Annotated in this window: 30 protein-coding genes; 22 read left to right on the top strand and 8 right to left on the bottom strand. The window is 61.1% G+C overall.

All coding sequences use genetic code 11. From position 1 onward, the window contains the following. Nucleotides 1-140: 140 nt before the first annotated feature. A complete protein-coding gene (locus tag MC380_RS11805) occupies nucleotides 141-1,070 on the top strand; it encodes an ATP-binding protein (RefSeq protein ID WP_242164963.1) in 930 nt (309 codons plus the stop codon). 15 nt (nucleotides 1,071-1,085) lie between these two features. On the opposite strand, the gene MC380_RS11810 is transcribed toward MC380_RS11805, so the two are convergent. From MC380_RS11810 to MC380_RS11835, 6 genes are all read right to left on the bottom strand, one after another. Beyond that, nucleotides 1,086-1,457, bottom strand: a complete 372-nt coding sequence (locus MC380_RS11810) for an ASCH domain-containing protein (protein WP_242164966.1) — start codon at nucleotides 1,455-1,457, stop codon at nucleotides 1,086-1,088. After that, nucleotides 1,435-2,484: an N-acetyltransferase gene (locus tag MC380_RS11815; protein WP_242164968.1), complete on the bottom strand. Its 1,050-nt coding sequence runs from the start codon at nucleotides 2,482-2,484 to the stop codon at nucleotides 1,435-1,437. Before MC380_RS11815 ends, MC380_RS11810 begins: the two co-directional genes overlap by 23 nt. A gap of 243 nt (nucleotides 2,485-2,727) precedes the next feature. After that, entirely contained in the window at nucleotides 2,728-3,414 is a 687-nt protein-coding gene (locus MC380_RS11820) for a hypothetical protein (RefSeq protein WP_242164970.1), read from the bottom strand. Nucleotides 3,415-3,487: 73 nt separating this feature from the next. Beyond that, nucleotides 3,488-5,995 (bottom strand): DEAD/DEAH box helicase family protein, encoded by a 2,508-nt coding sequence (locus tag MC380_RS11825; RefSeq protein ID WP_242164972.1) that lies wholly within the window; start codon nucleotides 5,993-5,995, stop codon nucleotides 3,488-3,490. A 1-nt stretch (nucleotide 5,996) separates the two neighbouring features. Further along, on the bottom strand, nucleotides 5,997-7,640 hold the full coding sequence (locus MC380_RS11830; RefSeq protein ID WP_242164974.1) for a site-specific DNA-methyltransferase: 1,644 nt from the start codon (nucleotides 7,638-7,640) through the stop codon (nucleotides 5,997-5,999). A 327-nt stretch (nucleotides 7,641-7,967) separates the two neighbouring features. Then, nucleotides 7,968-8,645 (bottom strand): hypothetical protein, encoded by a 678-nt coding sequence (locus tag MC380_RS11835; protein ID WP_242164976.1) that lies wholly within the window; start codon nucleotides 8,643-8,645, stop codon nucleotides 7,968-7,970. A gap of 201 nt (nucleotides 8,646-8,846) precedes the next feature. On the opposite strand from MC380_RS11835, the gene MC380_RS11840 reads away from it, so the two are divergent. From MC380_RS11840 to MC380_RS11905, 14 genes are all read left to right on the top strand, one after another. Beyond that, nucleotides 8,847-9,341 (top strand): hypothetical protein, encoded by a 495-nt coding sequence (locus MC380_RS11840; protein WP_242164977.1) that lies wholly within the window; start codon nucleotides 8,847-8,849, stop codon nucleotides 9,339-9,341. 62 nt (nucleotides 9,342-9,403) lie between these two features. Next, nucleotides 9,404-9,958, top strand: a complete 555-nt coding sequence (locus tag MC380_RS11845) for a hypothetical protein (protein ID WP_242164979.1) — start codon at nucleotides 9,404-9,406, stop codon at nucleotides 9,956-9,958. 69 nt (nucleotides 9,959-10,027) lie between these two features. Continuing rightward, the gene (locus MC380_RS11850) at nucleotides 10,028-11,254 is read left to right on the top strand and encodes a serine hydrolase domain-containing protein (RefSeq protein ID WP_242164981.1); all 1,227 of its coding nucleotides are present in this window, start codon (nucleotides 10,028-10,030) and stop codon (nucleotides 11,252-11,254) included. A gap of 334 nt (nucleotides 11,255-11,588) precedes the next feature. Then, nucleotides 11,589-11,930, top strand: a complete 342-nt coding sequence (locus tag MC380_RS11855) for a VOC family protein (protein WP_242164982.1) — start codon at nucleotides 11,589-11,591, stop codon at nucleotides 11,928-11,930. A gap of 163 nt (nucleotides 11,931-12,093) precedes the next feature. Continuing rightward, a complete protein-coding gene (locus MC380_RS11860) occupies nucleotides 12,094-13,866 on the top strand; it encodes a serine hydrolase domain-containing protein (RefSeq protein ID WP_242164984.1) in 1,773 nt (590 codons plus the stop codon). A 68-nt stretch (nucleotides 13,867-13,934) separates the two neighbouring features. Then, nucleotides 13,935-14,237 carry a hypothetical protein gene (locus tag MC380_RS11865; protein WP_242164986.1) on the top strand — a complete coding sequence of 101 codons (303 nt, stop codon included), beginning with the start codon at nucleotides 13,935-13,937 and terminating at the stop codon, nucleotides 14,235-14,237. A 64-nt stretch (nucleotides 14,238-14,301) separates the two neighbouring features. Continuing rightward, nucleotides 14,302-14,652: a hypothetical protein gene (locus MC380_RS11870; protein WP_242164988.1), complete on the top strand. Its 351-nt coding sequence runs from the start codon at nucleotides 14,302-14,304 to the stop codon at nucleotides 14,650-14,652. Between the two features lie 65 nt (nucleotides 14,653-14,717). Continuing rightward, nucleotides 14,718-15,125: a hypothetical protein gene (locus MC380_RS11875; protein WP_242164990.1), complete on the top strand. Its 408-nt coding sequence runs from the start codon at nucleotides 14,718-14,720 to the stop codon at nucleotides 15,123-15,125. Nucleotides 15,126-15,202: 77 nt separating this feature from the next. Further along, nucleotides 15,203-15,424 carry a hypothetical protein gene (locus MC380_RS11880; protein WP_242164991.1) on the top strand — a complete coding sequence of 74 codons (222 nt, stop codon included), beginning with the start codon at nucleotides 15,203-15,205 and terminating at the stop codon, nucleotides 15,422-15,424. A gap of 137 nt (nucleotides 15,425-15,561) precedes the next feature. After that, a complete protein-coding gene (locus tag MC380_RS11885) occupies nucleotides 15,562-15,843 on the top strand; it encodes a hypothetical protein (protein ID WP_242101580.1) in 282 nt (93 codons plus the stop codon). 69 nt (nucleotides 15,844-15,912) lie between these two features. After that, nucleotides 15,913-16,290 carry a DoxX family protein gene (locus MC380_RS11890; RefSeq protein ID WP_242164993.1) on the top strand — a complete coding sequence of 126 codons (378 nt, stop codon included), beginning with the start codon at nucleotides 15,913-15,915 and terminating at the stop codon, nucleotides 16,288-16,290. Nucleotides 16,291-16,385: 95 nt separating this feature from the next. Then, complete coding sequence (locus tag MC380_RS11895) at nucleotides 16,386-16,934, top strand: AAA family ATPase (protein WP_242164995.1); 549 nt, start codon at nucleotides 16,386-16,388, stop codon at nucleotides 16,932-16,934. A 93-nt stretch (nucleotides 16,935-17,027) separates the two neighbouring features. Then, a complete protein-coding gene (locus MC380_RS11900; RefSeq protein ID WP_242164997.1) occupies nucleotides 17,028-17,363 on the top strand; it encodes an antibiotic biosynthesis monooxygenase family protein in 336 nt (111 codons plus the stop codon). After that, complete coding sequence (locus MC380_RS11905; RefSeq protein ID WP_242164999.1) at nucleotides 17,356-17,886, top strand: GNAT family N-acetyltransferase; 531 nt, start codon at nucleotides 17,356-17,358, stop codon at nucleotides 17,884-17,886. The genes MC380_RS11900 and MC380_RS11905 overlap by 8 nt, the downstream gene beginning before the upstream one ends. Before the next feature lie 411 nt (nucleotides 17,887-18,297). Here MC380_RS11905 and MC380_RS11910 read toward each other — a convergent pair whose 3' ends face one another. Next, complete coding sequence (locus MC380_RS11910; protein WP_242165001.1) at nucleotides 18,298-19,233, bottom strand: DMT family transporter; 936 nt, start codon at nucleotides 19,231-19,233, stop codon at nucleotides 18,298-18,300. A gap of 107 nt (nucleotides 19,234-19,340) precedes the next feature. Here MC380_RS11910 and MC380_RS11915 point away from each other — a divergent pair, with 107 nt between their 5' ends. The 6 genes from MC380_RS11915 (at nucleotide 19,341) to MC380_RS11940 (ending at nucleotide 24,140) form a co-directional block, all read left to right on the top strand. Then, entirely contained in the window at nucleotides 19,341-20,765 is a 1,425-nt protein-coding gene (locus MC380_RS11915) for a PLP-dependent aminotransferase family protein (protein WP_242165003.1), read from the top strand. 331 nt (nucleotides 20,766-21,096) lie between these two features. After that, on the top strand, nucleotides 21,097-21,345 hold the full coding sequence (locus MC380_RS11920) for a hypothetical protein (RefSeq protein WP_242165005.1): 249 nt from the start codon (nucleotides 21,097-21,099) through the stop codon (nucleotides 21,343-21,345). A 33-nt stretch (nucleotides 21,346-21,378) separates the two neighbouring features. Further along, a complete protein-coding gene (locus tag MC380_RS11925) occupies nucleotides 21,379-21,762 on the top strand; it encodes a VOC family protein (RefSeq protein ID WP_242165007.1) in 384 nt (127 codons plus the stop codon). Between the two features lie 95 nt (nucleotides 21,763-21,857). After that, nucleotides 21,858-22,574, top strand: coding sequence for a DUF4386 domain-containing protein (locus tag MC380_RS11930; protein WP_242165010.1), 717 nt, complete (start codon nucleotides 21,858-21,860; stop codon nucleotides 22,572-22,574). Nucleotides 22,575-22,659: 85 nt separating this feature from the next. After that, the gene (locus tag MC380_RS11935) at nucleotides 22,660-23,160 is read left to right on the top strand and encodes a nuclear transport factor 2 family protein (RefSeq protein ID WP_242101590.1); all 501 of its coding nucleotides are present in this window, start codon (nucleotides 22,660-22,662) and stop codon (nucleotides 23,158-23,160) included. 524 nt (nucleotides 23,161-23,684) lie between these two features. Then, nucleotides 23,685-24,140, top strand: a complete 456-nt coding sequence (locus MC380_RS11940) for an SgcJ/EcaC family oxidoreductase (protein WP_242101591.1) — start codon at nucleotides 23,685-23,687, stop codon at nucleotides 24,138-24,140. Between the two features lie 105 nt (nucleotides 24,141-24,245). On the opposite strand, the gene MC380_RS11945 is transcribed toward MC380_RS11940, so the two are convergent. After that, the gene (locus MC380_RS11945) at nucleotides 24,246-25,868 is read right to left on the bottom strand and encodes a hypothetical protein (protein WP_242165012.1); all 1,623 of its coding nucleotides are present in this window, start codon (nucleotides 25,866-25,868) and stop codon (nucleotides 24,246-24,248) included. A 303-nt stretch (nucleotides 25,869-26,171) separates the two neighbouring features. Here MC380_RS11945 and MC380_RS11950 point away from each other — a divergent pair, with 303 nt between their 5' ends. After that, a complete protein-coding gene (locus MC380_RS11950) occupies nucleotides 26,172-26,873 on the top strand; it encodes an aspartate/glutamate racemase family protein (RefSeq protein WP_242165014.1) in 702 nt (233 codons plus the stop codon). The last annotated feature ends 41 nt before the right edge of the window (nucleotides 26,874-26,914 follow it).

A 26,914-nucleotide genomic window follows, 5' to 3' on the forward strand; every position in this document is an offset into this window, starting at 1 on the left:
CCAGAATGCAGAAGCGTTGCCGGACTCTTACGCGTTCTCACAAAGGCGTACGGAGCCTTCCCGCGCACGCGCGAGGTGACCATTTGCCGCTTTTACTGGCGTCAAGATTAATCCGGGTAGACATCTGACGGGAGGATTCAATGTCTGAGATCGTTGACCGAGCGCTACTCGCCAAAAGAGAATCCAAGCATATCGAGTTCAAGCGGTCTTTCGACCCGAGCGTCGCGGGAGCTTGGTGCGAGCTCGTAAAGGACATAGTCGCTCTCTCCAACTCAGGCGGCGGCGCAATCCTGATTGGCGTAGAGAATAACGGCATTCCATCCGGTGAGGACGTTTCACAAGTACTGGAGCTAGATCAAGCAGTGGTTGCTGATAAGGTCTTCAAGTACACGTCACACCATTTACATGGAATCGAAATACACGAAGCCGAGAAAGATGGAGAAACGGTAGCAGCAATCGAGATATCAGCTGTGGATCTGCCCGTTGTGTTTGAGAGCGTTGGGACATACGAGGTTGATAAAAAACAGAAGACCGCTTTTGCAAGAGGTACGGTCTACTTTCGGCACGGAGCAAAAAGTGAGCCTGGCACTACCGCGGACCTTAGGGCGGCATTGGAACGCAGGCTAAAAGCAATACGAGCCGAGTGGCTGCGTGGAGTAAAAAAGGTTGTTACATCCCCTGCGGGATCCGTGGTGTCCGCCTTAACTGGAGATGTCCTGGAGAGTAAATCGGCCAACGCTAGCCCCATCAGATTTGTAGATGATCCAAATGCGCCGGGCTATAGGCTCATCGACCACGATGTAACCTATCCATATCGACAAACCGAGCTCTTGAGGGTCGTTAACGCGATGCTTCCAGACTTAGTAACTATAAATTCTCGAGACCTGCTCGCGGTAAGACGAACACTCTCGATAGACGGCAATGCGCTCTACTGCCACACCCCCAAGTTCGGAACAACGCAGTACAGTGACTCGTTCGCGGAATGGCTGGTGGAGCAACACAAGGCAAACTCTAATTTCTTCGAGAACTCCAGGTCTGAATTCAATAAGAAACTTAGGGTAAAAAAATAAGACCTGTTCCAACGACTATAAGTAGCAGAAAGATTGTGGTGCGATTCCACTGCTCAGTATCATCGACAGCTCAAATGGCGTCTCATAGCGCGTAGCTTTTTTTACTTTGATCGCGTGGCCTTTAGCACGACCGCGAAAATATTCGTTAAAGAATCGTCTTGATATCCCTGAAAAATTTGATGTTTGCGACCAGAGCCGCGCCGGCTTTTCAGTCAATACCGAGTCAATTTCAAACTCGCCCACCACCTTTCCGACCGGCTTTGTGGCATAGATTACAACTGTCTTGACACCTTCCGCCCTCGGAATAACCTTTCTAAACTCATAGTGTTTTTGACCCATGAGAATTTTCTCGGCGTACTCTGGTTTAATTGACAATAAGACGCGCATCAACTCCTCCTCGATTTGCTATTTCAGTAACCTGGGCGTTTGTTAACGGCATAAAGCCCCAGTAGACATCACTGTTCAGACCCACTTCATCAATCAACTCAGCTCGCGTAATTCTTCGCTTCAATGCAATGTTGTACGCAAACCGAACAACATGCACATAGCGTTTGTGTCGCCAGAATTCACGTAATTCTGCTTCGTCAAAAACACTATAAGGGCTGCAATAGATCAGAAATTCATCCTCCGATCTAAACGAATGAATGGATCGATACTCCTCAACGACGCAGAGCGAGGTCGCGACTGACCTGTACCGCGCCGGACCTTGATTGTCCGTAGTTCGATAGATTAAGAGCACATCTCTAGGCTGCAAAACGTCCATTCCCCGCATTGATGCCAAATAGACTTTATGAATACTGTTCGTGTGTGAAACATCTTGGACTATGTCTTGTCCTTCGTTATTCAAAATCGAATCTGGCAAAAGTCTTGTGTGCCACTGAGGTTGAATTGATAACAAGTAGGACTTTGACCCATTTATCGCCACTAGCGGATAGCTAGTAAGCACATCTTTGTATGGAGCGAAGATGTATTTTATGAGTACTTGCTCAACACCGTTGATAGTTGGCTTTAGCGCGGCCTGTTGAAATCCATATCGATTCAATAACCGAATAAGCCCCTCATGTTGCTCGAATACGGTCACGTAGATTTCTTCGACATCTTCATAGATCGCATGATCGAAGATCTTTTTGATGAACCGCTCGCCGAGCTTTGTCCCATGCGCATTTATCTTCAAGGTACCGACCTTGAGCCGCTTCGCTGGCGGAAGCGGAGGAACCACATCTTCAACTTCTCCCTCTTCTATCTTTAGGTAGAGGAAGCCGTGTATGCGTTGCGTTTCGTCATCAGTTAAGACATACGCGTCGCTGTCCGCCTTCTTGGCAAACCAGGCTGGAAATTCCGCGTAATCCTGCTTAAGGGAGTCGAAGAACTCATCGTTTAGATCGATGTCCCTGAACTTCTTCTTTGCGAACATCCCGTTCCCCTTCTTGAAGTTTCAACTACAGCATATAGCACTCGCTGCTTTCTCGGGAAAGCACACCGCCTGAGCACTTACCTGTCATCGGCCGCAGAATTCAGATGAACGGACATTCGTGTTATCTCTCGAATCCACATAGAGAAGATTCCTACCCAATGGTATGGCTTGCTGTCTGCGTCGGCTGAGCGATGTAGGGTGGAGACAATCGCCCCGGCCTCAGCGAATCGACGTCCAGTTTTCTCAGCGTTCTTTCGTTCCGCGCTCTAGTTCCAGCGCATCGCGCAAAACGACTTCATAGAGCTGGAGACGCAGGCGCATACGCACTGCGAGTAAGCTGATGAAGTAGATGATTACGAAGATAATGGCCAACCAGCTCTGCCAATAAGGTACTTCTAACAGCGTATCGACTGAAAGGTTGTCGGCGCTTCTAAGCAGAACCAGCACCGCCAATAGCGCAGGCAACACCCCGAGTTTATTGAAACCGCCTTGCAGCAGACCGAGTTTGGCGGAAAGCCGCTCCTGCGATAGTTTGGCGAAGCGATGGTGATCCTTCAGATCCTCACTAGGGAACTTGCGCAGCCAGCGGCGCAAAGCTCGGAACTGATTGAGGTCGTGATCGCTTTGCTCGGCGAGTTTGGGCTTCCAGAGCCAGAACTCGCGTCCGAGCACCCAGATGCTACGCACGAATGTGGGCAAGTAGCCAAGAATCGCCGTCCACACGCCAACTCGCGCCATGCCCACCATCCACTGCTCCGCCGGCATGAATTGAATGAGCAGAAACGGAAGGATGCCTATGATTGTGCCCGCTGTACCAAGCACATTGAACGCCGTCAGCGCGCGTGGTGTGTCGAGTACCGACGCAGGCCCGTCGGACATCGCGTTGATGCGTGCCTCGAGCGCTTTGAACGAAAGCGACGCGTTTTCCATTCCCTCTCCTGCTCGACGCGAGAAGACGCCACCTATACTTCCCAGAAGATAGGTGGCGACCCATTCATTGGAATCACGGAAACTGCAGCTGCTCCACGCTGAAAGCGCCAGCGCTTTGCAGTTTTCCTCCAAGATCACGCAGGAACATGAAATCACGCTCGCCGCGCTTGCGGCCAGCCATGTAGACCCGGCCGTATTCACGATGCACAGCCGCGGCCTTCTCGACTTCACTGTCCTTACCGGAAAGGAAGTCCCCCTTCACTTCCAGTAACGCTATGCCGGCGCCGGGGCGTTGTTGCAGGCACACCACGAAATCAGGGTAGTAGCCGGCGCCCTGATCCCATCGATATAGGCCGACGCCAGTTCTGGACGGGTTGCGGTGCCACCAGATCACTAACCGATTCGCGTCGAGTTGTTGGGCAATCGCCAGCTCATCCGGGTTCATATCCTGTGGAAACACGCCGTACAAGTTACGGCTGGCGGTTGGCAGGCGCTGGTTGGACTCGATGGCGCCGGGCAATGGCACGTCAATGTCCACAACGCTCCGCATCCGCAACGACTTATATGCCACACCCAAGAGGAGCGGTCGCCTCGCGAGGACTAGCTCCAGTTGCTGCGCAAGGACTTCTTCATCGGTTGGAGGTTCGGCACCCGAATCCACAATCGCACGCTCGAATCGCGCCAACAGGCGCCTCTGAAGCTCGCGGTCGTTGGCTTCCCCCAATCGCAGACGGATCTGCTCGGCGCGAGCTGCAATGGCTTCCACCGACATGGTAGCCCAGACGTCTTCGGTCGATTCAGCTACAGACTCGCCTCCGACGAACAGATTTGATTCTTCGCGCTGCACCTGCACGCGATTCCGCTGCCGATCCGCAAGCACGACAGGCGAGAAATCAACATGCGCCGCCAAACCTGCTTCGAAATCCTCGGTGACTGGCGGCAGCTTCTCACCGCGCAAGCTGGCTGGGGCATCTGCCCGTCTGACATATTCGTACGGCTTCACTACAGCTTGTGCGTACGTTGCCATGATCTGATCGAGTGGCCGTGGCGCTCCGCCTTCACCAGCAGACATGGACAGCGTGGCCTGAGCCGCAGCTCCGAAGCCTGCGAAGCCTGCATCCCTCATTGCCGCGTCCAACGCGGCCACATTGTCGTCGGGGAGCGGCTGTACATGTGATGGATCGCGGCTGTCCACGATGCTGGCGCCCGCAGAAGACACCAGCAGGCTCAACGGCTCGCCGCTGCGCACCACCTGCACCTGCGCAGCATCGCCAATCACGGTGACCACCGTCTGCGTCCCCAACTCAGGCGCTTGCGTGGTCAACGTGTTGATTTGCTCGCCGGCCTGCAGCAGGCCCTCCTGCGACTCGGAATTAGCCAGGAACACATAGCCCTGGTCCAGCAACGGCGGCAGGTTGTCTAGCGACTGCAGCAATGCGTGTCGGCGTACGATGCGACCGATGACCTGCACGCCGAAAGCCACATCGCGCGCGCCGCGCAATGCGGCTAAGGTGAACGCGCGTGGTGCGTCGAACCCAAGGGCGACGGCCATCTTGAAGATCAGCACTTCGACAGTTGGATCCTGCGCCAACGCCAGCAGGTCGGGGTCGGGTTCGTCCGCCGTATGTACGCGCACGGCGGAGGCATTGAACTTCAATTCTTCCACCAGGTATTTCCGCGCGGCTTCCTGCGCGGCCCTGCCATCCGGCACCTGCACCAGCATCAGCGGCGTCAATGGTACGCCCGCATCAACGAGTGTCTGGCGAATGTGCCGGTGCATCGATGCGCATTCGCGCAGGGCCAAATGCTCGAAATCCACCAGTTGCGCGGTATCGCCATCACGGGCGATGAAACGCACCATGCGCACGCCTTGCTTCAACAATTTTGCATCGACCGCATCGAAGCGGCTTACCGATGCCCAATCTGCCGGGTCGCGCACCGTGTAGTCAGTGGCAAGTTCAAACGCCGCCATGTCCGCATCGCGCGGTGTGGCGGTCATCAATAAAGCGTAGTCTGGCTGCAGCACTTCGCTGAAGAAAGCGCGAGCCTGTGTGGCGCGCTGGAAGCCGTGGTGCGCCTCGTCCACCACACAGCCGATATGCAGACCTTCGGCGCGCGCCAGCGCAATCAACTCGTCGATAGCCAGACCGGCATCGCCGGATTGGCGCGCACGCCGGCTCTCCGCACTGCGCGCCGCCAATGAGGCCCAAGTCACCACAAACACTCCGCCATCGCGCACCGCATCAAGCTGGCGATCCGCCTGCAAATCGAACAGGGCCAGTTCCGGCGCTTGCGCGGCAATCACCTTGCGCGACTGTTCTACCAGGCCAGTGAATGGCGCGAACCAGAACCAGAGGATCGGCTCCTTCGCCGACAAGCGCCGTATGGCCTCCACCGCGACCAAGGTCTTGCCAGCGCCAGTGGGGGCTTGTAGCACTAGTGCGGCGTCCCTCTGTCGCGCTTCGGTGAGCCGTGCAGGCGCACTGGCGGACAGCTGCGCATACAGGTCCCGCACGTTTTCGAAGCGAGCGACGATGCCGTCGCAGACTGCTTCCTGGAAGGGTTTCAAGGTTGCGGCCATGTCAGCGTCCGAAGCGTTCGCGCAGGTATTGCGGGATTGGGCGCCAGTCGTGCGGCGTATCGACACTGCGATAGCGCTCCGGCGCCCAGCTGTAGACCGTGGCCGGCCGCGTGCCGCGCTGCGTCAGCCAGTCCTGCAAACGCGCACGGCTGGCTGGGTACGCATCTGCCAGATATGCTATGGACTGTCCTTCTTGTTCATCAGCTGCGAAGCCTCCGCCTGGCCACAGCGTGAGTGGAATGCCATGCAGCAGCTGCAGGGCGTTCCAGATCTCTGGGTGGTCGAGCCTTAGTGAGAGCCGATGTTTCGGGATGCGGCGGGCACGTAAGTAGGCAAAGCCGCCCCCGAGGCCCGGCACTGCCTCACCTTTGGAGTTGGTGTACCCACCCAGCGCGCGACGCACGCGCTCTGCGCAGACATCACGGCACAGATTCTTCTCAGGGCGGTCTTCGGTCGCCTCTGTACTGCTGACCAGTACGAACTTACGGTTGCCGCCGTCTTCAGCATTGAGTTTGGCAACGGCCTGCGCAAGTGTTCCCGATCCGGCAAAGAAGTCCAACACTGTGTCATTTTGGTTTGTCGCAATACGCAGGATTCGCTCCATCAGCTGCACCGGCTTGGGAGTCGAGAATACGTCGTCAGATGACTCAAATTGAAGCAGATCTAGCAACTGCTTTTTTGCGTCTTGCGTGTGGCCCGCATCGGCATAGGTCCACAACGTCTGCGGCACCGTTCCCTGCTGGACATCGGAAAGAAATCGCTTGAGCCGAGGAGCATTCGACCTGTCTTTACCCCACCAAATTCGGCCATCGGCATCGAGCTCCTTGAATTTTGTCTCAGAGAAACGCCAATACATTCCAGAAGGCGGCCCCGGAATGACACGGCCCGTTGGGCCAGTGATGGAATAGGTTCCCTTCGAGTAGTAATTTCGTGCAGATAGGTCACCAGAAGTCCAAGGGCCGCGCGGATCGTTGTCCGGATTCTTGTACGCCTTGTCCTGTGCAGCAGTCCGAGGCAACAGGTTTGGACGCCATTTAGCCTTGTCCCGTCCATAAACGACTATGTACTCATGGTCGTCCGAGAAATGTTGTGCAGTCCCTTTTGGGGAGAAGACTTTCTGCCAAATCACATTGGCAATGAAGTTCTCCTCCCCAAACACCCGATCCATTAACATTCCCAACCGGAACAACTCGTTGTCGTCGATGCTGACGAAGATCACCCCATCATCGGCCAGCAACTCCTTGGCCAAGATGAGGCGCTGGTACATGAACTCCAACCACAGCGAGTGGCGGAAGCGGTGGGTCTTGTCTACGAAGCGGTCGTTGTAGACGAAGTCGCGGTTGCCGGTGTTGTACGGCGGATCGATGTAGATGCAGCGAATCGGGTTGTCCCTGCCCTTGTGACTCACTCGTAGCGCGCGCAGCGCATCGAAGTTGTCTCCCTCGATTATGAGATTTTGCCACGGCGCATCGCCATGGCTAAGGGCTGGGTCCAAGGTCAGCGCAACGTAATCGGCATTTAGCGCGGCATCGGCCTCGATGTCATCGCGCTCCCACACCAGCCCTAGCTGACGGTCAGCATCGCGCCGTTGGAGTAGGCGGATGAGGTCCTCGCGCTCCAGGTGACTGTAATCTTTCGCAGTCACACCGACTCCACCGAAGCAACCCTCTGAACCTCTACCATGTTGTCACCCTCCTGCTCAACGTTGGCACCCTTACTCTGTGTCTTCCTAGGTAACGCCGGACGGCGAACCGTCGCTGTCATCGCCATCATCTTAAACGCCTGGGGCTAGTCACCGCCTTTCGTCGCGATTTGCTCTAAGTACTCCGCCCGCACCTCCGCCAGCGGCCGCTGTCCGTTGAGCTTGAGCCGCCAGAAGGGGTCAAGAGGTCAGATTGGTTTATCCCTTCACGTGCGTCGAGACGCTTGCTGCGCCTGTATCCAATTGGCACAGAGCGCTTGAACCTACCGATCACATCTCCGGAATCGCCTCCAACGCTGCCCGATCCCCCGCATCCTGCCTGTGCCGCTGCTCCGCGCGCATGTGTTCGGCATTGGCGCGGTACTGGGCGCGGATGGCGGGGTCGAGGACGTCGAGCTGACGCTCGCGCTGCAGCAGGGCGCGGTCGCCGGGGGCGAGCTGGCAGTTGCGGCTGAGGGTGTCGAGCTCGTCCGGGGTGCGGGCGGCGGTGCTCTGCACGTTGACCACCACCGCCAGGGTGTCGCCCAGCGGCTGCAGCTGGTAGCAGACTTCGTCGATGAGCTGGTGGCTGCGGCGCGCGTTGCTGTCCACACGCACCAGCAGGTGGCTGCGGTCCACCCAGGCCACCGAGCGCACGCCGGGCACGGTGCGGGCTGCGGCGCGGGCGGCTTCGCGGTCGATGGGGCGGGCGGCGTCGGCCAGCTTCATGGCCCGGCGCATGTCGTCGGACATGGCTTCGATGTTGCGGCGCACGCCGTCCTGGTCGCCGGTGAGAGCGGCCACGCGCGCGCCGGTGATGTGGCCGGCGGTCTTGAGCGGGTCTACCGGCTGGCCGGCGCGTTCCAGCCTGGGCGTCTGGGCGGTCTCGGCCTGCGGCGGCGTGGCCTGGCTGCAGGCGGCGAGCAGCAGGCTGGCTGCGGCCGCGGTGGCACTGGTCCGTATGTGCATGCGCGCCCTCCCCCGAATGCGTGCGGGGTGGAGGATACGGCATGGGGCGCCGCGAGCGGCGAGCGGCGGTCTCGCTGGGGCGGGCTGCCAGCGCGTTTTAGAACAGCCCAGGAGTTGGAGCGGCGGGGGCGCTGCCATCCATGGCTGATGCATACTCCGCGCGACACCTCGTCCAACGGCGCGAACGGACGGGAGGGGGCTATGGACGCATCCGACCTCATTGCAGCATTTGCCTTAGTCGTCTCGCTACTATCCGCATGGATAAGCTACCGCGCTTATCGCTATACGGTACGTACGAGAGAAGAGGAACTTCAGCTCACTTTTTCGCGTGAGAAATCGGAGTTCCTGGTCAGAATCGATAAAGCAAGAAAAACATTCGACCGCCTTGAGCAGAGGTTGAAAGCCCTGCTCGGTGCGATTGATCGTGGATCAGACGACGAGGTCGCGGTGCTGGCAGATGAGGCTGAAAGGCTCAGGGCAGACCTAAAGTACCTAGAGGGATGCCAGCGGCAGGCGTGGTCACTCTGGGAAGAGACGTATGAGATGAGCCAATCAGGTTTCGCCCACCACAAGCCTAGATTTCTCGGTCTCATCGAGGATGACGAGCATTTCGCAAGTGAATCGCAGCTGCGATGTGATCGGGCAGAAGAAGCGATCACTAAGGCGGGCACAAAATTGACAATGTTCTTAGTGTAGCCGCCTAACATTTCAAGCCGAGCCCGCTTCGCGGGTCGGCTTTATTCTGGCGTTAGACCCCTATGTGCCACTTCATAACCGCCACGCTTCCTAAAGCTGCAGACCGCGAGGCGCTGAACACCATCGCGCGCGGGTTCGGGCGTCAGTTCCAGCCTTTGGCAAGTCCAGCTGTCACCACCCAGCTTCCTCCGGGCGCGGCATACTTCCTCACCACGCTCGCCCACTGCGATTGCGGCACGGTCATGGGGTCAGCCCGCAGGACCGCGGCCCTTGCATCGGATTGGCCCGCTGAGGAAGCAAAGCTCCTGAAGAAGGGTTGGAGTCGGGCAAAGGCGGCGCGCGCCTTGGAGCAGCGAAGGGAGAAGGAAGCACTCAAGCAAGAGGCGAAGGAACAGGCAGATCGCGCTCTGGCCGAAAGCCTGGAGGGCTTTGTGTCCGGCGTACTGCAGTCGGGGCTTACTGCAGAGCTCGGATTGTTGTTGCACAGCTACCACGGGCCGCTGGACGAGGCGTTCCGCATCCTTCGGCACGAGCGGGTCCCGCCAGATGCAGCGCTCGCAGAAGTTCTGCCGGCCGCGGAAGAAGACGTCTTGTACCTCTTCCTGTCAGGGGCCTGACGATTCATTCAAGCCGACGCCGCTTCGCGGCGCAGCTTGATTCATGGTTAGACACCAATAGGGGTTCGCATGCGCTTCAACAAAGTGCTCACAAACATCGCGGCCGTCGCACTTGTTTTGCTTTCCGCAAAGGTTGCGGCCGCAGACCAGGCGCCATCGTCGGCCGCCAATGCAGGCACCGCCTTCTACACCTTGGTCGAGCAGCGGATGAAGGACGCCGGAATCGTGGGCCTTGGGGCAGCCATCATCGTGGACAGGAAGGTCGTCTGGACGCAGGGATACGGGTTTGCCGACAAGGCGCGCGCGGTGCCCTTTACGCCAGACACGGTCATGAACATCGGATCGATCAGCAAGACGTTCACCGGCGCGGCCCTGATGCGCGCGGTGCAGGAAGGGAAGCTCTCCCTGGACGAGGACATCAATCGCTACCTGCCGTTCAAGGTGGTCAATCCGTTTTTCCCGACCGAACGCATCACCTTGCGGCAGCTGGCCACGCATACCTCGGGCATCACGGACCGGCAGCCGGTCTACGAAGCTGCCTACCATTACGGTGGCGACTGGCCGGAGCCGTTGGGGCAGTTCCTGCAGGACTACCTTGCATCCGGCGGCAAGACCTATTCGAAAGACAATTTCCTCAACGCCAAACCCGGTACGCAGCGCGAGTATTCGAACATCGCTGCCGGGCTGGCTGGCTACATCGTCGAACTCGCCGTGGGCGAGAAGTTGAACACGTATACGAAGCGGCACATCTTCGAGCCCCTGCGGATGCAGAACACGGGCTGGTTTCTCTCCGAGATTCCAGAGGCGAAGCACTCGAAGCTGTACGTTGCGCAAGGCCTCACCATCCCCATCCAGCTCTACGGGCTGACGACCTATCCCGATGGTGGGGTGCGCACGTCGGTCGCCGACCTGTCGAAGTTCTTCATTGCCTTGCTCAATGACGGCGAGTTCGAGGGGGCGAGAATCCTGGAGCAGCAGCATGGCGCCGAAATGCTCAGGTTCCAGTACACCGGTCCGAACAAGCCGGAGAACGTGAACGTGAGCGGCGAGGATTCGGTGAACTCCGGCATCTTCTGGGCGACGAAGTTCGACGTCACCAGGATCGGGCATAACGGCAGCGATCCCGGCGTGATGGCCATGATGCTCTCCGACCTTGACAGGGAAGTGGGCGTGATTCTCCTCGCGAACACCTCGCTGTCGGAACAGGACAGCAGGTATTACGGCGAGATCTTCGATGGCCTGTGGAAGCATGCGGTGGCGTTGAGGGATGGGGAACGACCCGCCACGGGTGAGTGATGGCATAGCCACCCAAGGCGTGTGATGCATGGGCGACGGGCCGCCCTGGTAATGTCTGGATTACGCAAACACCGAAGAGGCCTTTACCGTGCGCGCCCTCCCCGGATGCGTGCGGGTTGCAGGATGCGGCATAGGGTTGGATGCGGCGGGCGGCGGGCTTGCCGGGACGGGCTGGCCATCGCGTTTCAGTGCAGCCGGGGCGTTGGAGCGGTGACTTGCCTGGCGAGGGCTGGCGTCCCGTATGTGGCGCTGCGACACCTTCAGGCTGATGCATACTCCGCGCACCGCCTCGCGAAACGGGGCGAATAGGCGTTAGGCCTGGTGAGGACCTCTTATGCCGCTGACACTTCTTCTGCACTGTCGCGATCTTGAAAAGACCCGCGAGTTCTATCAGTCAGCCCTTGGCTTCAACGTGTTTGACTCAGCTGAGGAAACACTCACGGCCGAGAAACAAGGCGGCAGGCTCATCTTCACGCGTAGTGATCTGTGGGAAGGTTCGTCTGGCTTCTCTGGCACCATCTATTTCACTATCACGGATGCGGACAGTTACTTTGCGTCCGTCCAAGGCAAAGTAGCTGTGGCTTGGCCCATCCAGGACATGTCGTACGGCTCCAGAGAGTTTGGCATCAAGGACTGCAATGGCTATCACTTGGCGTTCCAGCAGCAGCAGGCCTAACAGTTCATTCAAGCCGACACCGCTCCGTTCCGGACACGGGCATGGCATAAAGAGCTTGCCATGCCTGCAGCCTCCACCACGCAGCTCGGCTTGATTCAGGCGTTATGGCGCTATGACGGATTTCACGAAGCCAAAGCATGTTGCAGCTATCGCAGCGGACACGATGACGAAGGCCGTCTCTTGGATAGCGTTGTCATGCGTTGCCTGGTCGGCCGTGGTGCATGCATCAGAGCTGCAGCCTCACCCCGAGGTTTCCACGCTTGCCCAATGGTTGGAGCAACGCCAACAGGCCAGCGGCGTGATTGGTGTCTCGGCTGCGCTCGTGGTGGATGGGAAAGTAGTCTGGATGCAAGGGCTGGGTTACGCGGACAAAGGCGCCGGCATCGCAATGACACCCGACACCCAGGTCGGGATCGGTTCGGTGACCAAGACGTTCACGGCGCTGGCAGCGATGCAGCTGCAGGAACAAGGCGTTGTAGATATCGAACGGCCGCTGTCGCGCTATCTGCCCCAGTTCCGCATGCGCACGCATGGCGAGGACCTGAACCAGGTCACGCTCAAGCGATTGATCACCCACAGTGCCGGCGTACCGACCGACGTGTTCCGGGACATGGAAGCCGACAGGGCGTCCTATACCGACGTGGTGAAACTCATCGGCCGAACCGCGCTGGCGCATTCGCCGGGAACCGTGGGCCTGTATTCCAACGCGGGCTACAACCTGCTGGGTCATGCACTGGCAACGGCCAGTGGCACCGACTATCAGCAGCTCCTGAAACAGCGGATCTTCCTGCCGTTGGAGATGACCGGTACCGGTTTCGCCATGGATCGACAGGGACAGCCTCGCAGCAAGGCCTACGGACCGGACCGCGCCGTGGCTACGCCGTTCGAACTGCGGGATATCGCATCCGGCGGGATCTACTCGACGGCCGGGGATCTCGCCGTATATGCGATCGCGCTGATGGATGCCTACCACGGCCAGTCATCCGCGGCGGTGAGTGAGAAGATGGCTCGGGCGATGTTCACCCGGCAGACCGACATACCGATCGACACCAACAAGAAGGGCCTGGGGTGGTTCCTGTTCCGCAATGACAGCGGCTTTGCGGCCTATCATGCCGGCAGCACGTTCTACTCCAATGCCGCGCTCGTGCTGATCCCGGAGCGGAAGGCGGCCGCGATCATCCTGGCCAACACCGTGGGCAGCGACGCCCTTTGCGAACAGTTCGCCTTCCGTTGGCTCGAGAGCCATGGCCTCGCCGCTGCGGACATCGTACCGGAACCGCTGGGTGCACCCGCATTCGAGCCAAGGGCCTCGCGCGGGCGGCATGCCGGTTACTACGCGCAGAAGAACGGCTACGCGAAGGTGTCCATCACCTCTGATGGCTTGTCCATCCGTCGTGGGACGGACACCGTGCAGGCGACGGAGCGTTCTCCCGGCGCGTTCGTCGTCGAGACCGCTGGCGAAGCGAACGGCGATGTTTACTACTTCCGCGACGTCGGGCCGTATCACGTGCTGTTCTGGCGCCGCGGCGTGCGTGAGCAGCAGCAGGGCTATCGCATTGCGGCCAAATCGATTGATGCCGCCTGGGCGAAGCGAATCGGAGAATATCGCCTGTTCGGATATTCGCTGCCTGGCTTCGAGAAGCTGCTCGGGGCTGAAGTCGCGTTGCAGGACGATGGCCTGCCGATACTGCGGATCACCTACAACACCGGAACGTTCGTTTATCCGCTGGTGCCTCTGTCCAGGGACGAAGCCAGGACTGGCGGGCTTGGACCCAGCATGACCGGCGACTCGGTGAGCTTCGCCGCCGATGCAAAGGGTGAAGTGATGACATATCTGGGGTTATCGTTCAGAAGAGTCGACAGGGTCGCCATTACGCCGCGGCTCCAAGCGTTTGGGTATGAGAATGCATGGAACCTATTTGACGGCTCGCCCTAACAATTCATTCAAGCCGAACCCGCTTCGCGGGTCGGCCTAGTTCAGGCATTAGGCCTCAGGAAGAGCCCATGAAGATCCAGTGGATCGTTGTCGCACTTGTCTGGATAGCTACCTTTTATTCAATATTTGCTTGTCCGTACGACTTGCACGGCTCTTCCATGTGCTCGCCTTTTGCCCGTTCCGCGAGCTACTTTGGCTTCGTATTTGCATTCCCCGGTCTTCTACTCGCCGCCACGGTTTCTAGTGTCTTTGATCCCCATGGCAACCCATCAACCATGATGATTGTGCTTGGCGTCGGCGCTTGGTTACTCGTTGTTTCCAGCATCATCCTCTACGCGGCGCGGCGCATCGCTCAACCGAGCAATCGCTGAGGCCCAACAATTCATCCAGCCGGCGCCGCTCGCGGCGCGGCTCAAGTCAGGTGTTAGGCCGCTAATGAAACTTCATCCCTCTGAAGCAGCTTTCCTGACGGATCTCGCGGAGTCGCGGGCCTCATGGGCTCGCACCGCTTCTGACAGCCTGGCTAACGCTGATCTTGCCTGGAGCGATCATCCGGAGGCTTGGGCAAAGCTATCCAGCCTCCTCAATACCCAAGAGGCCCAGGTGGCGTTCACCACTGCGGTGTCTGAGTTGCTTTCCGGACTCATCCACTCAGCGCTCGTTACCCTTGACGGCGGTTCCGCGCTGGCGGAAACCACGTTGCTTACAATCAGCGACCAGGATGGCCATGAGTTCAAGGATTTCCTTCATGAGTTCTGGCCGGAGGTCGACGGTGACGCGGCCTGACAATTCCTTCAAGCCGAAGCGCTTCGCGGCTCGGCTTAACTCAGGCGTTAAGCGGCTATCAGACAATGTCGTTACTTGAAACCTTTGCTCTTGCTGTCGTTGTGCTTGCTGGCCTGTACCTGCTTGCCTTAGGAGGCGCATCGCTGCTCGCGCCAACGCGAGCCAGTCGGTTCTTGCTCGGATTCGCCAGTTCTGCACCTGTGCACTTCACGGAGTTGTTTCTGCGCTTTGTCGCTGGTGCAGCGCTTGTACTCCATGCCCCACGCATGGCGCTATCTGGCGCCTTCAATCTCTTCGGTTGGGTGCTGCTTGTCACTACCGCATGCCTGCTGCTGATTCCCTGGCGGTGGCATCATCGTTTCGCTCAGCGGGCCGTACCCCTTTTCACGCGCTACATTGCGTTGCTTGGCTTGGTTTCCTTGGCTATGGGTGGTCTCATTCTTGCGGCGGTGGCACTTGGCCGCGCCGCCTGACAACTCATTCAAGCCGATCCACTTCTGGGCCCAGCTAAATCCCGGCCCCAGGCCGCTCACCACAGATCGAGCTACCCATGGACAAATGCATTAGATGCGACGGCCAGCTCGAGAAGGGCTTCCTGATCGACAAGGGCGACAGCGACATCACCAGGCAGGCCAAGTGGGCTAGCGGCGAGCCCAACACATCGTTGTGGAAGCTGTCCGCGGTTCAATCCGGCAGCAAGACGCTGCCTGTGATCACGTACCGTTGCAGGAGTTGCGGCCGCCTGGAGTCGTTTGCGAACCCAGCGGCCTAGCGATTCATTCAAGGCGAAGCCGCTTCGGTCGATGGGGCGGGCGGCGGCAGCCAGCCATTGGCTAATGCATACTCCTTCCAACGCCCCGTTTGTGGGTTGAATAGGCGCTACGCGCCATTTCGAAACTGGAGGTTGCTATGGACTCTGACCTCGACGATAAAAGCCGCGAGGAGCTGCTCGCTGAGCTGGTCAAATTGCGCAATGCCGTGCGAGCGCACCGCGATAGCTCAGGCCACAATCTGTGCTGGCACCATCCCGACTTGTGGAATCTCCTGCCGGAGAAATCCAGTGTCAATCCCATTGTTCCGGAGTGGCCAGTATTTCTCCGCGGCTGTCTCAAATATCGTCAATCGCTGGATGAGCAACTACCGGATGCTCCGCGCTCCGACAAGGAGTTTTCCGGGCGTGATGGCGCCTGACAGATCATTCAATCCGCACCCGCTTCGCGGGTCGGCTCAGTTCAGGCAATAGAGCACGCGGGAGTCACCATGCACACTGAGGCCCAGGCAATCTTGTGGTTCATTGGCCGCTTGCTACTGGGCGGCCTGTTCGTTGTTGGCGGTACCCACCACTTCTTCACCCTGCCTGCCATCACTCAAGCACTCGCGGCCCGTGGCGTGCCTGCGGCAAAACTCGTTCTGGTATCGGGCTCGGTGTTCCAGATCCTGGCTGGCTTGGCGCTGATCTCCGGCTTCTATCCAGTGTGGGCCGCCCTGGGCCTGGTTGTCTTTACCATTGCGGCCTCTGTGTTGCTGGTGAACTTTTGGGACATGGAAGGCCCAGCACGTGCTGGTGCGATCACCACGTGGCAGTCCAACCTCGCCATCATCGGTGGGTTGCTGGTCGCGGCAGCCCACTCGCTGTAGTCATGCGGGCGCGCTCCAACCACTCATTCGGGCCGCGGCCGGTGCGCGGAGCGGGTTGGCTCAGGCGTTAGGCCCCAGAGGAAGAAGACCGCACCTTGAACAACCCGCGCTTTTACGTGATCACCGGCGCTTCCGGGGCCGGCAAGTCCACCCTGTTGAAGGCGCTTGGCAATCTGGGCTACTCCGTCGTCCCCGAGGTGGCCCTCACTCTCGTGCAGGAGCAAGAGCAGTGTGGAGGGGACCTCTTCCCATGGACCAATCTTCAGGCGTTCATGGACGAAGTCGTTGCGAGAAATGTCCAGGCATACGATGCGGCTCAGGCGTTACCGCCGCCCGTGTTCTTCGATCGCGCAATCCCCGAATGCCTGGGGCACATGCGGCTGCTTGGTCTGGAACTGAAGGCCGCGCATGAAGCGGCATCGGGGCAGCGCCGTTATGCCAACACGGTGTTTGTGGCAGAACCCTGGCCGGAGATCTATGTCTGCGATCGCTGGCGCCGTGCGCCATTCGACCGCGCAGCACGCTCGTTCGAGCCGACCGTGGCTGCTTACGCTGAAGCAGGCTATGACACCTGTGTTGTACCCAGGTTGCCCGTCGAGGAGCGGGTAGCATTCGTTCTCCGGCAACTTGAAGCTGGCGCCTGACGTTTCATCCAAGCCGAGGTCGCTTCGCGGGTCGGCTTGGTTCAGGCGTCAGGTGTCACGCATTCCCCGCCACGCATGACCGGGCCAGAGGCTATGAGCAACGTCGATCCTGTTTTTTGCGCCATCTACCGCTGGCGCCTGCATCCGGGGGCCGAGCAGACTTTCATGCGGGCCTGGTCGCGGATTACCCAGTTGCTGGTGACCGAGCGGGGCTCATTGGGTTCGCGCCTGCATCGTGGCCCGGACGACATCTGGTACAGCTACACCCAGTGGCCATCGGCCGAGGCGAAGGCGGAAGGTCTGGCGCGACCATCGGTGGATGCCGAGGCCTGGCAGCAGTTGCGCGATGCGATTGCGGAAACCTTGCCGGAGCTGGTGCTTGAGCCGGTGTATGACTTTCTGGTGCCGCTGCCGCGGCGTGATGGCTGACATGCTGGCTATCCATAAATATCGCCATAGCGACTTGCCGGCCAAGTGGAGTGACGAGCTGAGGCTGCTCGCGAACAATGAATTCGATCAGTTTCCGATCGTTCGCCAGACCGTTTGGACCACTCCGGACTGGTCGTTTCTCGGCATGGACGAGCACAACCTTGCATGCTTCTACAACCTTGTGGAGCGCGTCGTCCGTTTTGACGACCAGCCGGTTGAGATCGTCGGGCTCAACAATCTTGTCACGGCTCCGGGTTACAAGAGCCGCGGCTTGGCGTCTGAGTTACTCAGGAACACCGAAGCAGAGTGGTTCACTACGTTGAAAGCAAGGTATGGCTTGCTACTCTGCGCCGATCATCTGATTCCATTTTATGCGCGGCTGGGTTGGCAGCGCGTTTCATCGGAGGTTCGCTACTCTCAGCCCGAAAGAAAGCATGTATGGACGGCCAACTGCATGGTGCTCAGCCCAGCACGAGAGCGCGTCGAGCCACATGTGATCGACCTTTGCGGTTTGCCGTGGTAGCGACGCGGCCTGACAGTGCATTCAAGCCAACGCCTGCGGCGTGGCCACCCCACTTCTGAAGGGTCAGGTTCATTTACCTAGAGCAGAAGTGTTTCTGACACCGCCACTTATGACTTTCTGGTTGCGCTGCGGCGCCGTGACGCCTGACGAGGCATAACGGGCGCTGGCCCTTCGACTTCGCGCCTTCGGCGCTACGCTCAGGGCGAACGGGGCTGGGGTGTGTGGCGCTGCAGTGGCGCTGGTGGGCGTGTGCATGCGCACCGGGTGCGTGCGGCTTGCGGGATCGGGCATGGCGTAAGGGCATTCGCGGCCGAGGCCGCTCCCACGGGGGCGATGTGTGGATAGGGGCGAAGATCGCCCCCACCCCAACCCTCCCCCGCAAGCGAGAGAGGGTGACAGGCATTGCTGCGGTCAGCGCGAGGCGGCGTGCTCCGGCTCGCCGCATTCGATAGCCGCCGCCGCATCGCTGCGCGTGCGCAGCAGACGCCATTTCAGGTTGACGCCGAGCGTGCCGAGCACGATCAGGGCCAGGCCCGCGCCCTGCAGCAGGCCCAGCGCCTGGCCATAGAGCAGGTAGTCGAGCAGCAGGGCCACGCCCGGATACACGAATGCGATGACTGCCAGCGTGCCCACGGGCAGACGCGGATAGGCCGAGTACATCAGCACGTAGCACACGCCGCTGTGGATCAGCCCCAGCCCGGCCAGCCACCACCAGTGCGCGCCGGGGACCGCGACTGCGGCGATGTCGGCGAACGGCGCCAGCAGCACGATGCCGACCATGCACTGCACCAGCACCACCGCCAGCGGGCGTTGCCGGCTGATGCGGCGCGACATCATCAGCGAGGCGCCCGCCAGCAGGGCGGCGCCGAAGGTCAGGGCGATGCCGAACAGATAGCCGGCATCGGCCTCGCGCCACAAGCGCTGCGGATCGGCCGAGAGCAGCACGCCGACGAAGGCCAGCGCCGACCATGCGATGTCCACGGCGCGCGTGCGCTCACCGTAGAACAGCGCGGCGAACGCCAGCATGGCGAACGGGAAGAAGTGGTAGACCATCGTGGCCACGCCGATGGACGAGCGCTCCATGCCGGCGAACAGCAGCACCCAGTTCAGCACCAGCAGCACGCCGCTGATCGCCGCCGCACGCAGCAGCGCGACATCGCGCCACAGGTCCTGCAGCAGGCCGCGCGACCAGCCCCAGGCCAGCAGGAACAGGCTGCCGAACACGCAGCGGAAGAACACCGCCGTCACCGGATCCTGGCCGCTCTCGTGCACGAACACGCCGACCGAGCCGATCAGGACTTCGGCCAGCAGCAGCTGGATCAGGGCGGTGCGGGTTTCGCCAGGCATGGGATGGTGCGCCGGGGAGTCAGGGAGCGCGTAGCGTGGGCCCGCGGAGCCGACCAGTACAGTTTCAGATACCATCGAATTCGACCAGTACAGATGTGGAGGCCGGCATGTCGACGCAAACGCTGTACGAACGCGTCGCCACGCACCTGGGCGAGCAGATCCGCCGCGGCGTGATGCGCGCGGGCGAGCGCATGCCCTCGCTGCGCCAGCTGGGCCGCGACCAGGGCGTGAGCGTTTCCACTGCGGTTGAGGTCTACGCGCAGCTGGAACGCCAGGGTCTGCTGGAAGCGCGGCCGCGCTCGGGCTATTACATCCGCGCGATGCCGGCACCCGGTGCGGTGGGCACTCGCGCGCCCGCGCGCCTGGCGCGGACGCCGCAGCCGGTGCGCCAGCCGGAACTGCTGTGCGTGCCCGAGGAACTCACGCGCAAGGCGCGCATGGCCTTGCATTCGGCCACGCCGGCGCCGGCGCTGCTGCCGGGTGCGGCGCTGCACAGCGCGCTGCAGCGGGTCATGCGCCGCGATCCGGACGCGGCGGTGCGTTACGCCGCGGCCGAAGGCGTGGCCGACCTGCGCCTGCGCATCGCCGAGCGTTACGCGCGCGTGGGCGTGGACGTGGACCCGGAGGAAGTGGTGATCACCGCCGGCGCGATGGAAGCCATCAGCCTGGCGCTGCGCGTGGTGACCTCCCCCGGCGACGTGGTGCTGCTGGAAACGCCGACCTACCACGGGCTGCTGCAGGCGGTGGCGGCGCTGGGCCTGCGGGTGCTGGAAGTGCCGACCGATGCCGAGTCGGGCATCGACGTGGCCTGCCTGGAAAAGCAGCTGGCGCGCCAGCCGGTGCGCGCCGCGATCCTGGTGCCCAACTTCAACAACCCGGCCGGCAGCCTGACCGGCGACGCCGGCAAGCGCGCGATCGTCGCGGCCTGCACCGCGCACGGTGTCACCGTGATCGAGGACGACCTGTATGCCGAGCTCGCGTTTTCCGGCGAGCGGCCGGCGCCGCTGCGGCGCTTCGACACGCGCGGCCAGGTGATCACCTGCGGCTCGTATTCGAAAATGCTCGCGCCGGGCCTGCGCGTGGGCTGGGCGCTGGGCCGGCGCTGGACGCAGCAGCTGCTGCACGCGAAAGGCTTCTCCACCGTCGCCACCGCCACGCTGCCGCAGCTGGCCATCGCCGACTACCTGGCGCGGCACGGGCTGGATCCTCACCTGCGCCGCCTGCGCCGCGCGCTGGCCGACAACGCGCAGCGCAGTCGCGATGCGATCCTGCGCCACTGGCCGGCCGGCACCTGCGTAGGCGATCCTGGCGGCGGCCTGTCGCTATGGGTGCAACTGCCGCAGGAACTGGACGCACGGAGCCTGTACGAAGCGGGGCTGGCGCGCGGCATCGGCAGCCTGCCGGGGGATCTGTTCTCGCTACGCGGCGACCACCGCCACCACCTGCGCCTGAGCTTTGGCGTGCCATGGAGCGACGCGGTGGACGACGCACTGCGGACGCTGGGAAAGCTGGCTTCGGCGGCGGCGCGGTGAGATGTCGCAGCGCAAGGCCGTGGTGGTGGCCTGGAAGAGAAGGCCCTTCGACTTCGCGCCTGCGGCGCTACGCTCAGGGCGAACGGGTGTGGGGTGGCTGAGGTGGCTGTGGCGGACTTGGGCCCTTCGACTTCGCGCCTGCGGCGCTACGCTCAGGACGAACGGGGTCTGAGGTATCCGTGGGGGCCAGGCGCAGCGCCGGAAATGGAGCGGGGATTTGTCGTGCGGTGGCTGGCGGCTCGCATGCGACACCGCCGGCGTATCGCTGTTGCATACTCGCCCGACACCGCGCCCAATGGCGCCAGGTCGTACAACCTGGTTCGGAGGGACCATGACGAACACTGCTGCCGCCACATCTCGCCGGCCACTGACGGTCTTTCTGCTCGCCATCGCAGGGTCGGTCACCGGACTTCTTGCGGGGCCTCGTATCGTGGCGGCATTTCAGGGTTCGCCCGCGTGGATGCTCCCTGCCATTCTCTGCGCTTCGGTGCTGCTCGCACTGGTCGCCACGTACATGGCGTTCAATTTCGCCACCAGAAGCAAGCGGCATCCGCCGTCTGGACAGGATGGCGTGGTCTGACAACGCGTCGGGAGTTAGGCCAGGAGGATTGCGATGCTGACCAACGTCATTCTCGGCACCAACGATCTGGACAGGGCGGAGGTCTTCTACGACGCCCTGCTGGCGCTCATTGGCGCCAGGCAGGTCATGAAGAACGACCGGTCCATTCTCTGGAAGCCGGGCGATGGCGGCAGCGGCATTGCGGTGTGCACGCCGCATGACGGGCAACCGGCAACCCATGGCAATGGCACGATGGTTGGCCTCAGAGCCGGGTCCCTGGGGGAGCTGACCCGCATTTACGAGACCGCCCTTCGCCTGGGTGGCTCTTGCGACGGCGCGCCGGGCGAGCGAAAGCCCGGAGTGCACGCTGCGTACTTCCGCGATCCGGACAAGAACAAGTTCGGGGTCTTTTTCGTCCAGCCGACTCCTGGCAATTAGTTCGAGCCGAGGCCGCTTCGCGACCCGGTTCGATTCACGCGTCAGACCGCACTTCCAAGTCGTATCGCATTCGAATACTTCGAGGAGACACAGAAATGACGATCACCAGTCCGGAAGCGGATCAGATCAGGGCGGCCAGGCTCGCTGGCGCCATGTACCTCATCACTATGGGCACCGGGATCTTTGGCCAATCGTTCGTCCGGGGCTCCCTGCTGGTGCGTGGCGACGCCACGCAGACCGCGCTGAACATCATCGAGTCCGAGCGCTTGTTCCGCGTCGGCATCGCTACCGATCTGATCACGTTCACCGGTGTCGTGGTGCTGATCTGGGCCCTCTACGTCCTGCTCAGACCCGCCGGCAAGAACCTCGCCTTGCTGGCTGTGCTATTCCGGCTGGTCGAGGTAGCGGTCCACTATGTTGCGGTCCTTTTCAGCCTGAGCGCCCTCGTGCTTCTCAGCGGAGCCGACTATTTGGCGCCACTCGGCGAGGATCAACTGCACGCCCTGGCACGGGTTTCCCTCAACACTCAAGGCGCCGGATTGAACCTTGGATTCGTACTTCTTGGCCTGGGGTCGGCTGCCTTCGCCTACCTGTTCCTCAGATCGCGCTATGTGCCGAAAATCCTGGCGGGCTGGGGCGTGTTTGCGTCGTTGCTGCTGAGCGCATCGGCGATCGCCGTGATTCTTTTCCCCGCCGTCGGGCGATTTGTACTGGCCGCCATGGTTCCCATGTTCATCTATGAGGTGACACTCGGCTTCTGGCTGCTGCTGAAGGGAGCAAAGATCAGGCCCGACTCTACGAGCGCGGCCTGACAATTCATTTGAGCCGAAGCCGCTTCGCGAGCCGGCCTAACTCAGGGGTCATGCACTGCATCCACCACTTCGCAGGAGCCGAAACATGAAGTCATTCCAATGTTTGATTATCGCGGCTGCTTTGTTACTGGTTGCACGCACTGGATACGCTCAGGAATCGCCCGTTGTCGCTCCTGATCCGGAGCTTGCAGGGACCTTCGCCGAGTACGCCAAGGCAGCTGAGCTGTTCTATGACGGCAAGCCCGATGCGGTGAAAAAGCTCTGGTCACACGGAGACGACGTGACGCTCTCCGGGGCGGCAGGCGGTCAGACAGCGAAAGGCTGGAAGAACGTCAGCGAACGGCTTGACTGGGCCAGCTCCCAGTTCTCCAGGGGATCAAAAGCAGTCGAGTTGATTCAGCAGACGGTGAGCGGCGACTTTGCCTATGTCGTCCAGTACGAGCACATTCTCTTCTATCCTCCCGGGCAGTCGAAGCAGTCCAAAAGAGACTATCGGGTGACCACGATCTTCAGACGTGAGCCGGAGGGTTGGCGCGTCACGCACCGTCATGCGGATACCCTCTTGAAACGAGAGGCCATCAAATAGCCGGCGCAGGTGGCACCTGACCATTCATTCAAGCCGAAGCCGCTTCGCGGCTCGGCTTGATGCAGGCGTCAGGGCTCAGGGAACGCTTCGCACCACTGCGCTTTTGCTGACGGCTCTGGCGCTACCCGTCGTAGCAGGAGGTGCGGCCTTCTTTGAGGGTGGAACGGTCGCCCTTCGACTTCGCGCCTTGGGCGCTACGCTCAGGACCAACGGGTTCTGAAGTGTCTGTTGGGGCTACGGCTGCAGCTGCGGTGCTACTGGTCCGTCCGTGCATGCGCGCCCCCAAAAATGCGTGCGGCTGCCGGATACGGCATACGGCGCCGGAAGCGGCGGGTGTATGGCCGGAGCGGGTTGGCCACCGCGTTTCAGGGTAGTCCATGAGTTGGAGTGTGGATCTGACGGCGCCGCCGCCAATCCATGGCTGATGCATACCCCGAGCGCACGCTGCCCAATGGATCGAATAGACGTTAGGCACGAAAAGCCAGCTCTCTTTCAGCCACCAACTCAAAGCAAGGAGTTTGAACATGACGCGACACCAGATTACCGCAGCCGCGGTTGCAGCATTCTTATTTGCACCGCCCTGCTTCGCTCAGAGTGTCACGCCAGAAGGCATTGCCGAACAGTTCGCTCAGGCATGGAATGCTCACGACAAGGCGGCGTTCGATAAGATCTTTACTGATGACGTGCACTTCATCCCGACATACGACTTGGTGAGTGAGGGCCGAGAAAACGTAGTCACTGGCATCTATGGGGCACACGAAAGTTGGGCTAAGGACACGACCCTCACCACCAGCAAAATATCGGTCCAGCAGCTACCCGGAGACGCCGCTGTGGTGCACTTCAACGTGTTGGTGAATCCACCCGCTGGCGTCGATGCGCCTGCCCTTGAAAGAACGCTGCTATTGGTTGTCGCCAAGCAGCAGGACGGCTGGAAAATAGCTGCGGGCCAGCTTACAAAACCCAATTGTCCGGGCGAGTAACGGATAAGCTCCGCAGCGAGGCTTGACTCTGGCGTCAGGTCAGGCCGCACGCAATTCCGATCGCGCGGCAGCAGGGCGCGATCAACTCACTGAAACTCCGCCCAATCAGTGCTTCGCAACGAAGGCTCTGGCCTGATCGATTTCACTGCGTGCTGCATCCGGACTGGCCTGTGCCAGCAGCCGTGCGTAATACGCCCTGGCCTTGGGAAGATCGCCGGCACGCTCCGCGGCGCGTGCAGCGCCGTAGGTATTGCGGAAGCGATTGGGGTCGTTCTGCAGCGACTGCTCGAAGGCCGCTAGCGCCATGGTGGGCTGGTCCAGTTCCAGCAGCAGTTCGCCGAGCATTTCGCGCACGGGGATGACCCTGCCAGGCATCATGATGTGCTCTTCGGTCTTGTCCTCGAGCTCGGCGGTTTCGCGCATGCGCTCGAGCGCGTCGTTGTTGCGTCCCTCCGCCTTCGCGATCCACGCCGAGATCGCGCCTGCCTGGATCTCTGCCTGGCTGGCCCAGTAGTCCTTCTTCTGCGCGACCATGGCGTCGCGCAGTGCGGCCAGGCGCGTGAGTTCTGTCTTGGCTGTGGTTGTATCGCCACTTCGGGCCGCGCCCAGGCCCCGCGCATAGGCGTTCACGGCCTCGCCTTCCGGAAAGAGGCTCCAGTTGAACTGCTCGCGCACCGGGTGCAACGCAAGCTGCGACGCCGCGACCCAGTCGCCACGCTCCAGCGCGTAGCGTGCCGGGATCGCCGCGCCTGCGTACGCGATCTGGCGGGCTTCCTGGTCCGGCTTGCGGCCGGAGTTGACGACATCCACCCACTTGCGTGCTTCGGCATCGCGGGCGAGCTGCAGGTAGGCGTACACCATGTAGTCCATGGCGTGGTAGATATCGCGATCGGAATCCGATGCCGCATGCGAGCGCAGGTTGGTGCCGATCGAGTCCCGCCACTGGCCGATCCGGGAGAAGATGTGCGAGGGCATGTGCAGCGCGTGCGGCGAGTCCGGCGCAATCGCGGCGTAACGCCGTGCGGCATCCAGCCCACGATCGGCGATGGCAGGGAAGTCGTAGGCGTGGATGATGAAGTGCGCGATGCCGGGATGGTTCGGCTGCGCGGCTAGCAGTGCTTCCAGGATCTTCGCGCTCCTGAGCTGTTGCGCATAGGTCTGGTCGTTGCGGTCCGCGGTGACCTGCAGCCATTGGGCGTAGAGGATGGCGGCCTCGGAATCCTCCTTGTAGCGCCGGTGAAGCTGCTCGAGCGCCTTCTCGTACGCAACCGCCCTGGTCGCGAACGGAACGGTGCCGTGGTCCTTGAACACCACCTCCACGGCGGCGATGTAGTCGCGCTCGCGCTGGGTCTTGCCGCCGAGCTGCTTGGCCCGCTCCACGGCCGCCCACCCCTGCTGCTCCTGTTTGGGCGTGGGCGGCGATCCAAGCGCGTTGTCCAGGCTCGCCACAGCTTTGACCCAATGGGCCATGGCGCAGCTCGGATCCGCGGCCAGGACCTCCGCGACGGCGGCGTCGATCTTCTCCCAGTAGAAGGAATACAGCAGCGAGGCCGCGGTGTTGAACTTCGCCTGCGCGGCGGGTGTGCAGGAGACCGGAAAGCGGACGTCTCCCAGGACCGCCGGCGCTGGATGGTGATCGTGGTCCTGCGCTCCGGCGCCCGACGCGCAGCAGATCCCGATGGCGACGAGGTAAGCGACAACGGCTGGAGCCAGGCCCCGGATGTCCATCTCGAAGTCTCTTCGCGGAAGGTGTCAAACGGCCCAACGCCGAACCCGGGAACTGTCGGACAACGCCACCGAGGATCGGCGCCCGCTCCTGCCGACCGCTTGGGTCGAGAGCAGGCATGCGCGCGTGCCCGAATGCGGGCGGGTTGTGGGTACGGCATGAGGCCGAGTAACTGCGATTGTCCCACCGGCGGATGGCGCCCCGTGCGCGGCACTGCCGGCCCATGGCTGATGCATACTCAGCGCAACACCGCGCCCAATGGGGCGAGTGGCGTCAGGCGTCACCGATTGCAACGAAGAGGCCGCATGAAAACCATAGGCATGATCGGAGGGATGAGCTGGGAGTCGACCGCGCTCTACTATCAGATCATCAACAGAACGGTTCAGGAACATCTGGGCGGCCTGCATTCCGCGAAGATCGTGTTGTACAGCTTCGACTTCCATGAGATCGAGCAGCTGCAGCACAAGGGCGACTGGGACACATGCGGCAGGGAGCTCGCCCGTGTCGCGACATCGCTCGAAGCTGCCGGCGCGGACCTACTGGTCCTTTGCACGAACACCATGCACCTGGTTGCGCCTGCCATCGAATCGGCTGCAAACATTCCCCTGTTGCACATCGCCGATCCAACCGCACTGCGGATCAAACACTCGGGACTCTCGAGGGTGGGCCTGCTCGGCACCCGCTTCACGATGGAGCAGGCGTTCTACAGGGACCGGATGACCGAAAAACACGGGATTGAGGTGATCACGCCTGACAAGCAGGCACGAGACACGGTTCATCGCATCATTTACGACGAACTGTGCAAGGGCAGGATCCTGCCAGAGTCGCGCGCGGCCTACCGAAGCATCATGGCGGACCTGGCGGACCAGGGCGCCCAAGGAATCATTCTGGGATGCACGGAGATCACCATGCTCGTCGATGCAAGTGATGCGCGAGTCCCGCTATTCGACACGACGGCAATCCACGCCCAGGAAGCAGCGCTTGAGTCATGCCGGGGCGACACCTAGCAAATCACTCAAGCCGTTGCTGCTTTGCGGCCGGCTCAACC

The sequence above is a fragment of the Lysobacter sp. M15 genome (assembly GCF_022662515.1).
Taxonomy (GTDB): Bacteria; Pseudomonadota; Gammaproteobacteria; order Xanthomonadales; family Xanthomonadaceae; genus JAKPBU01.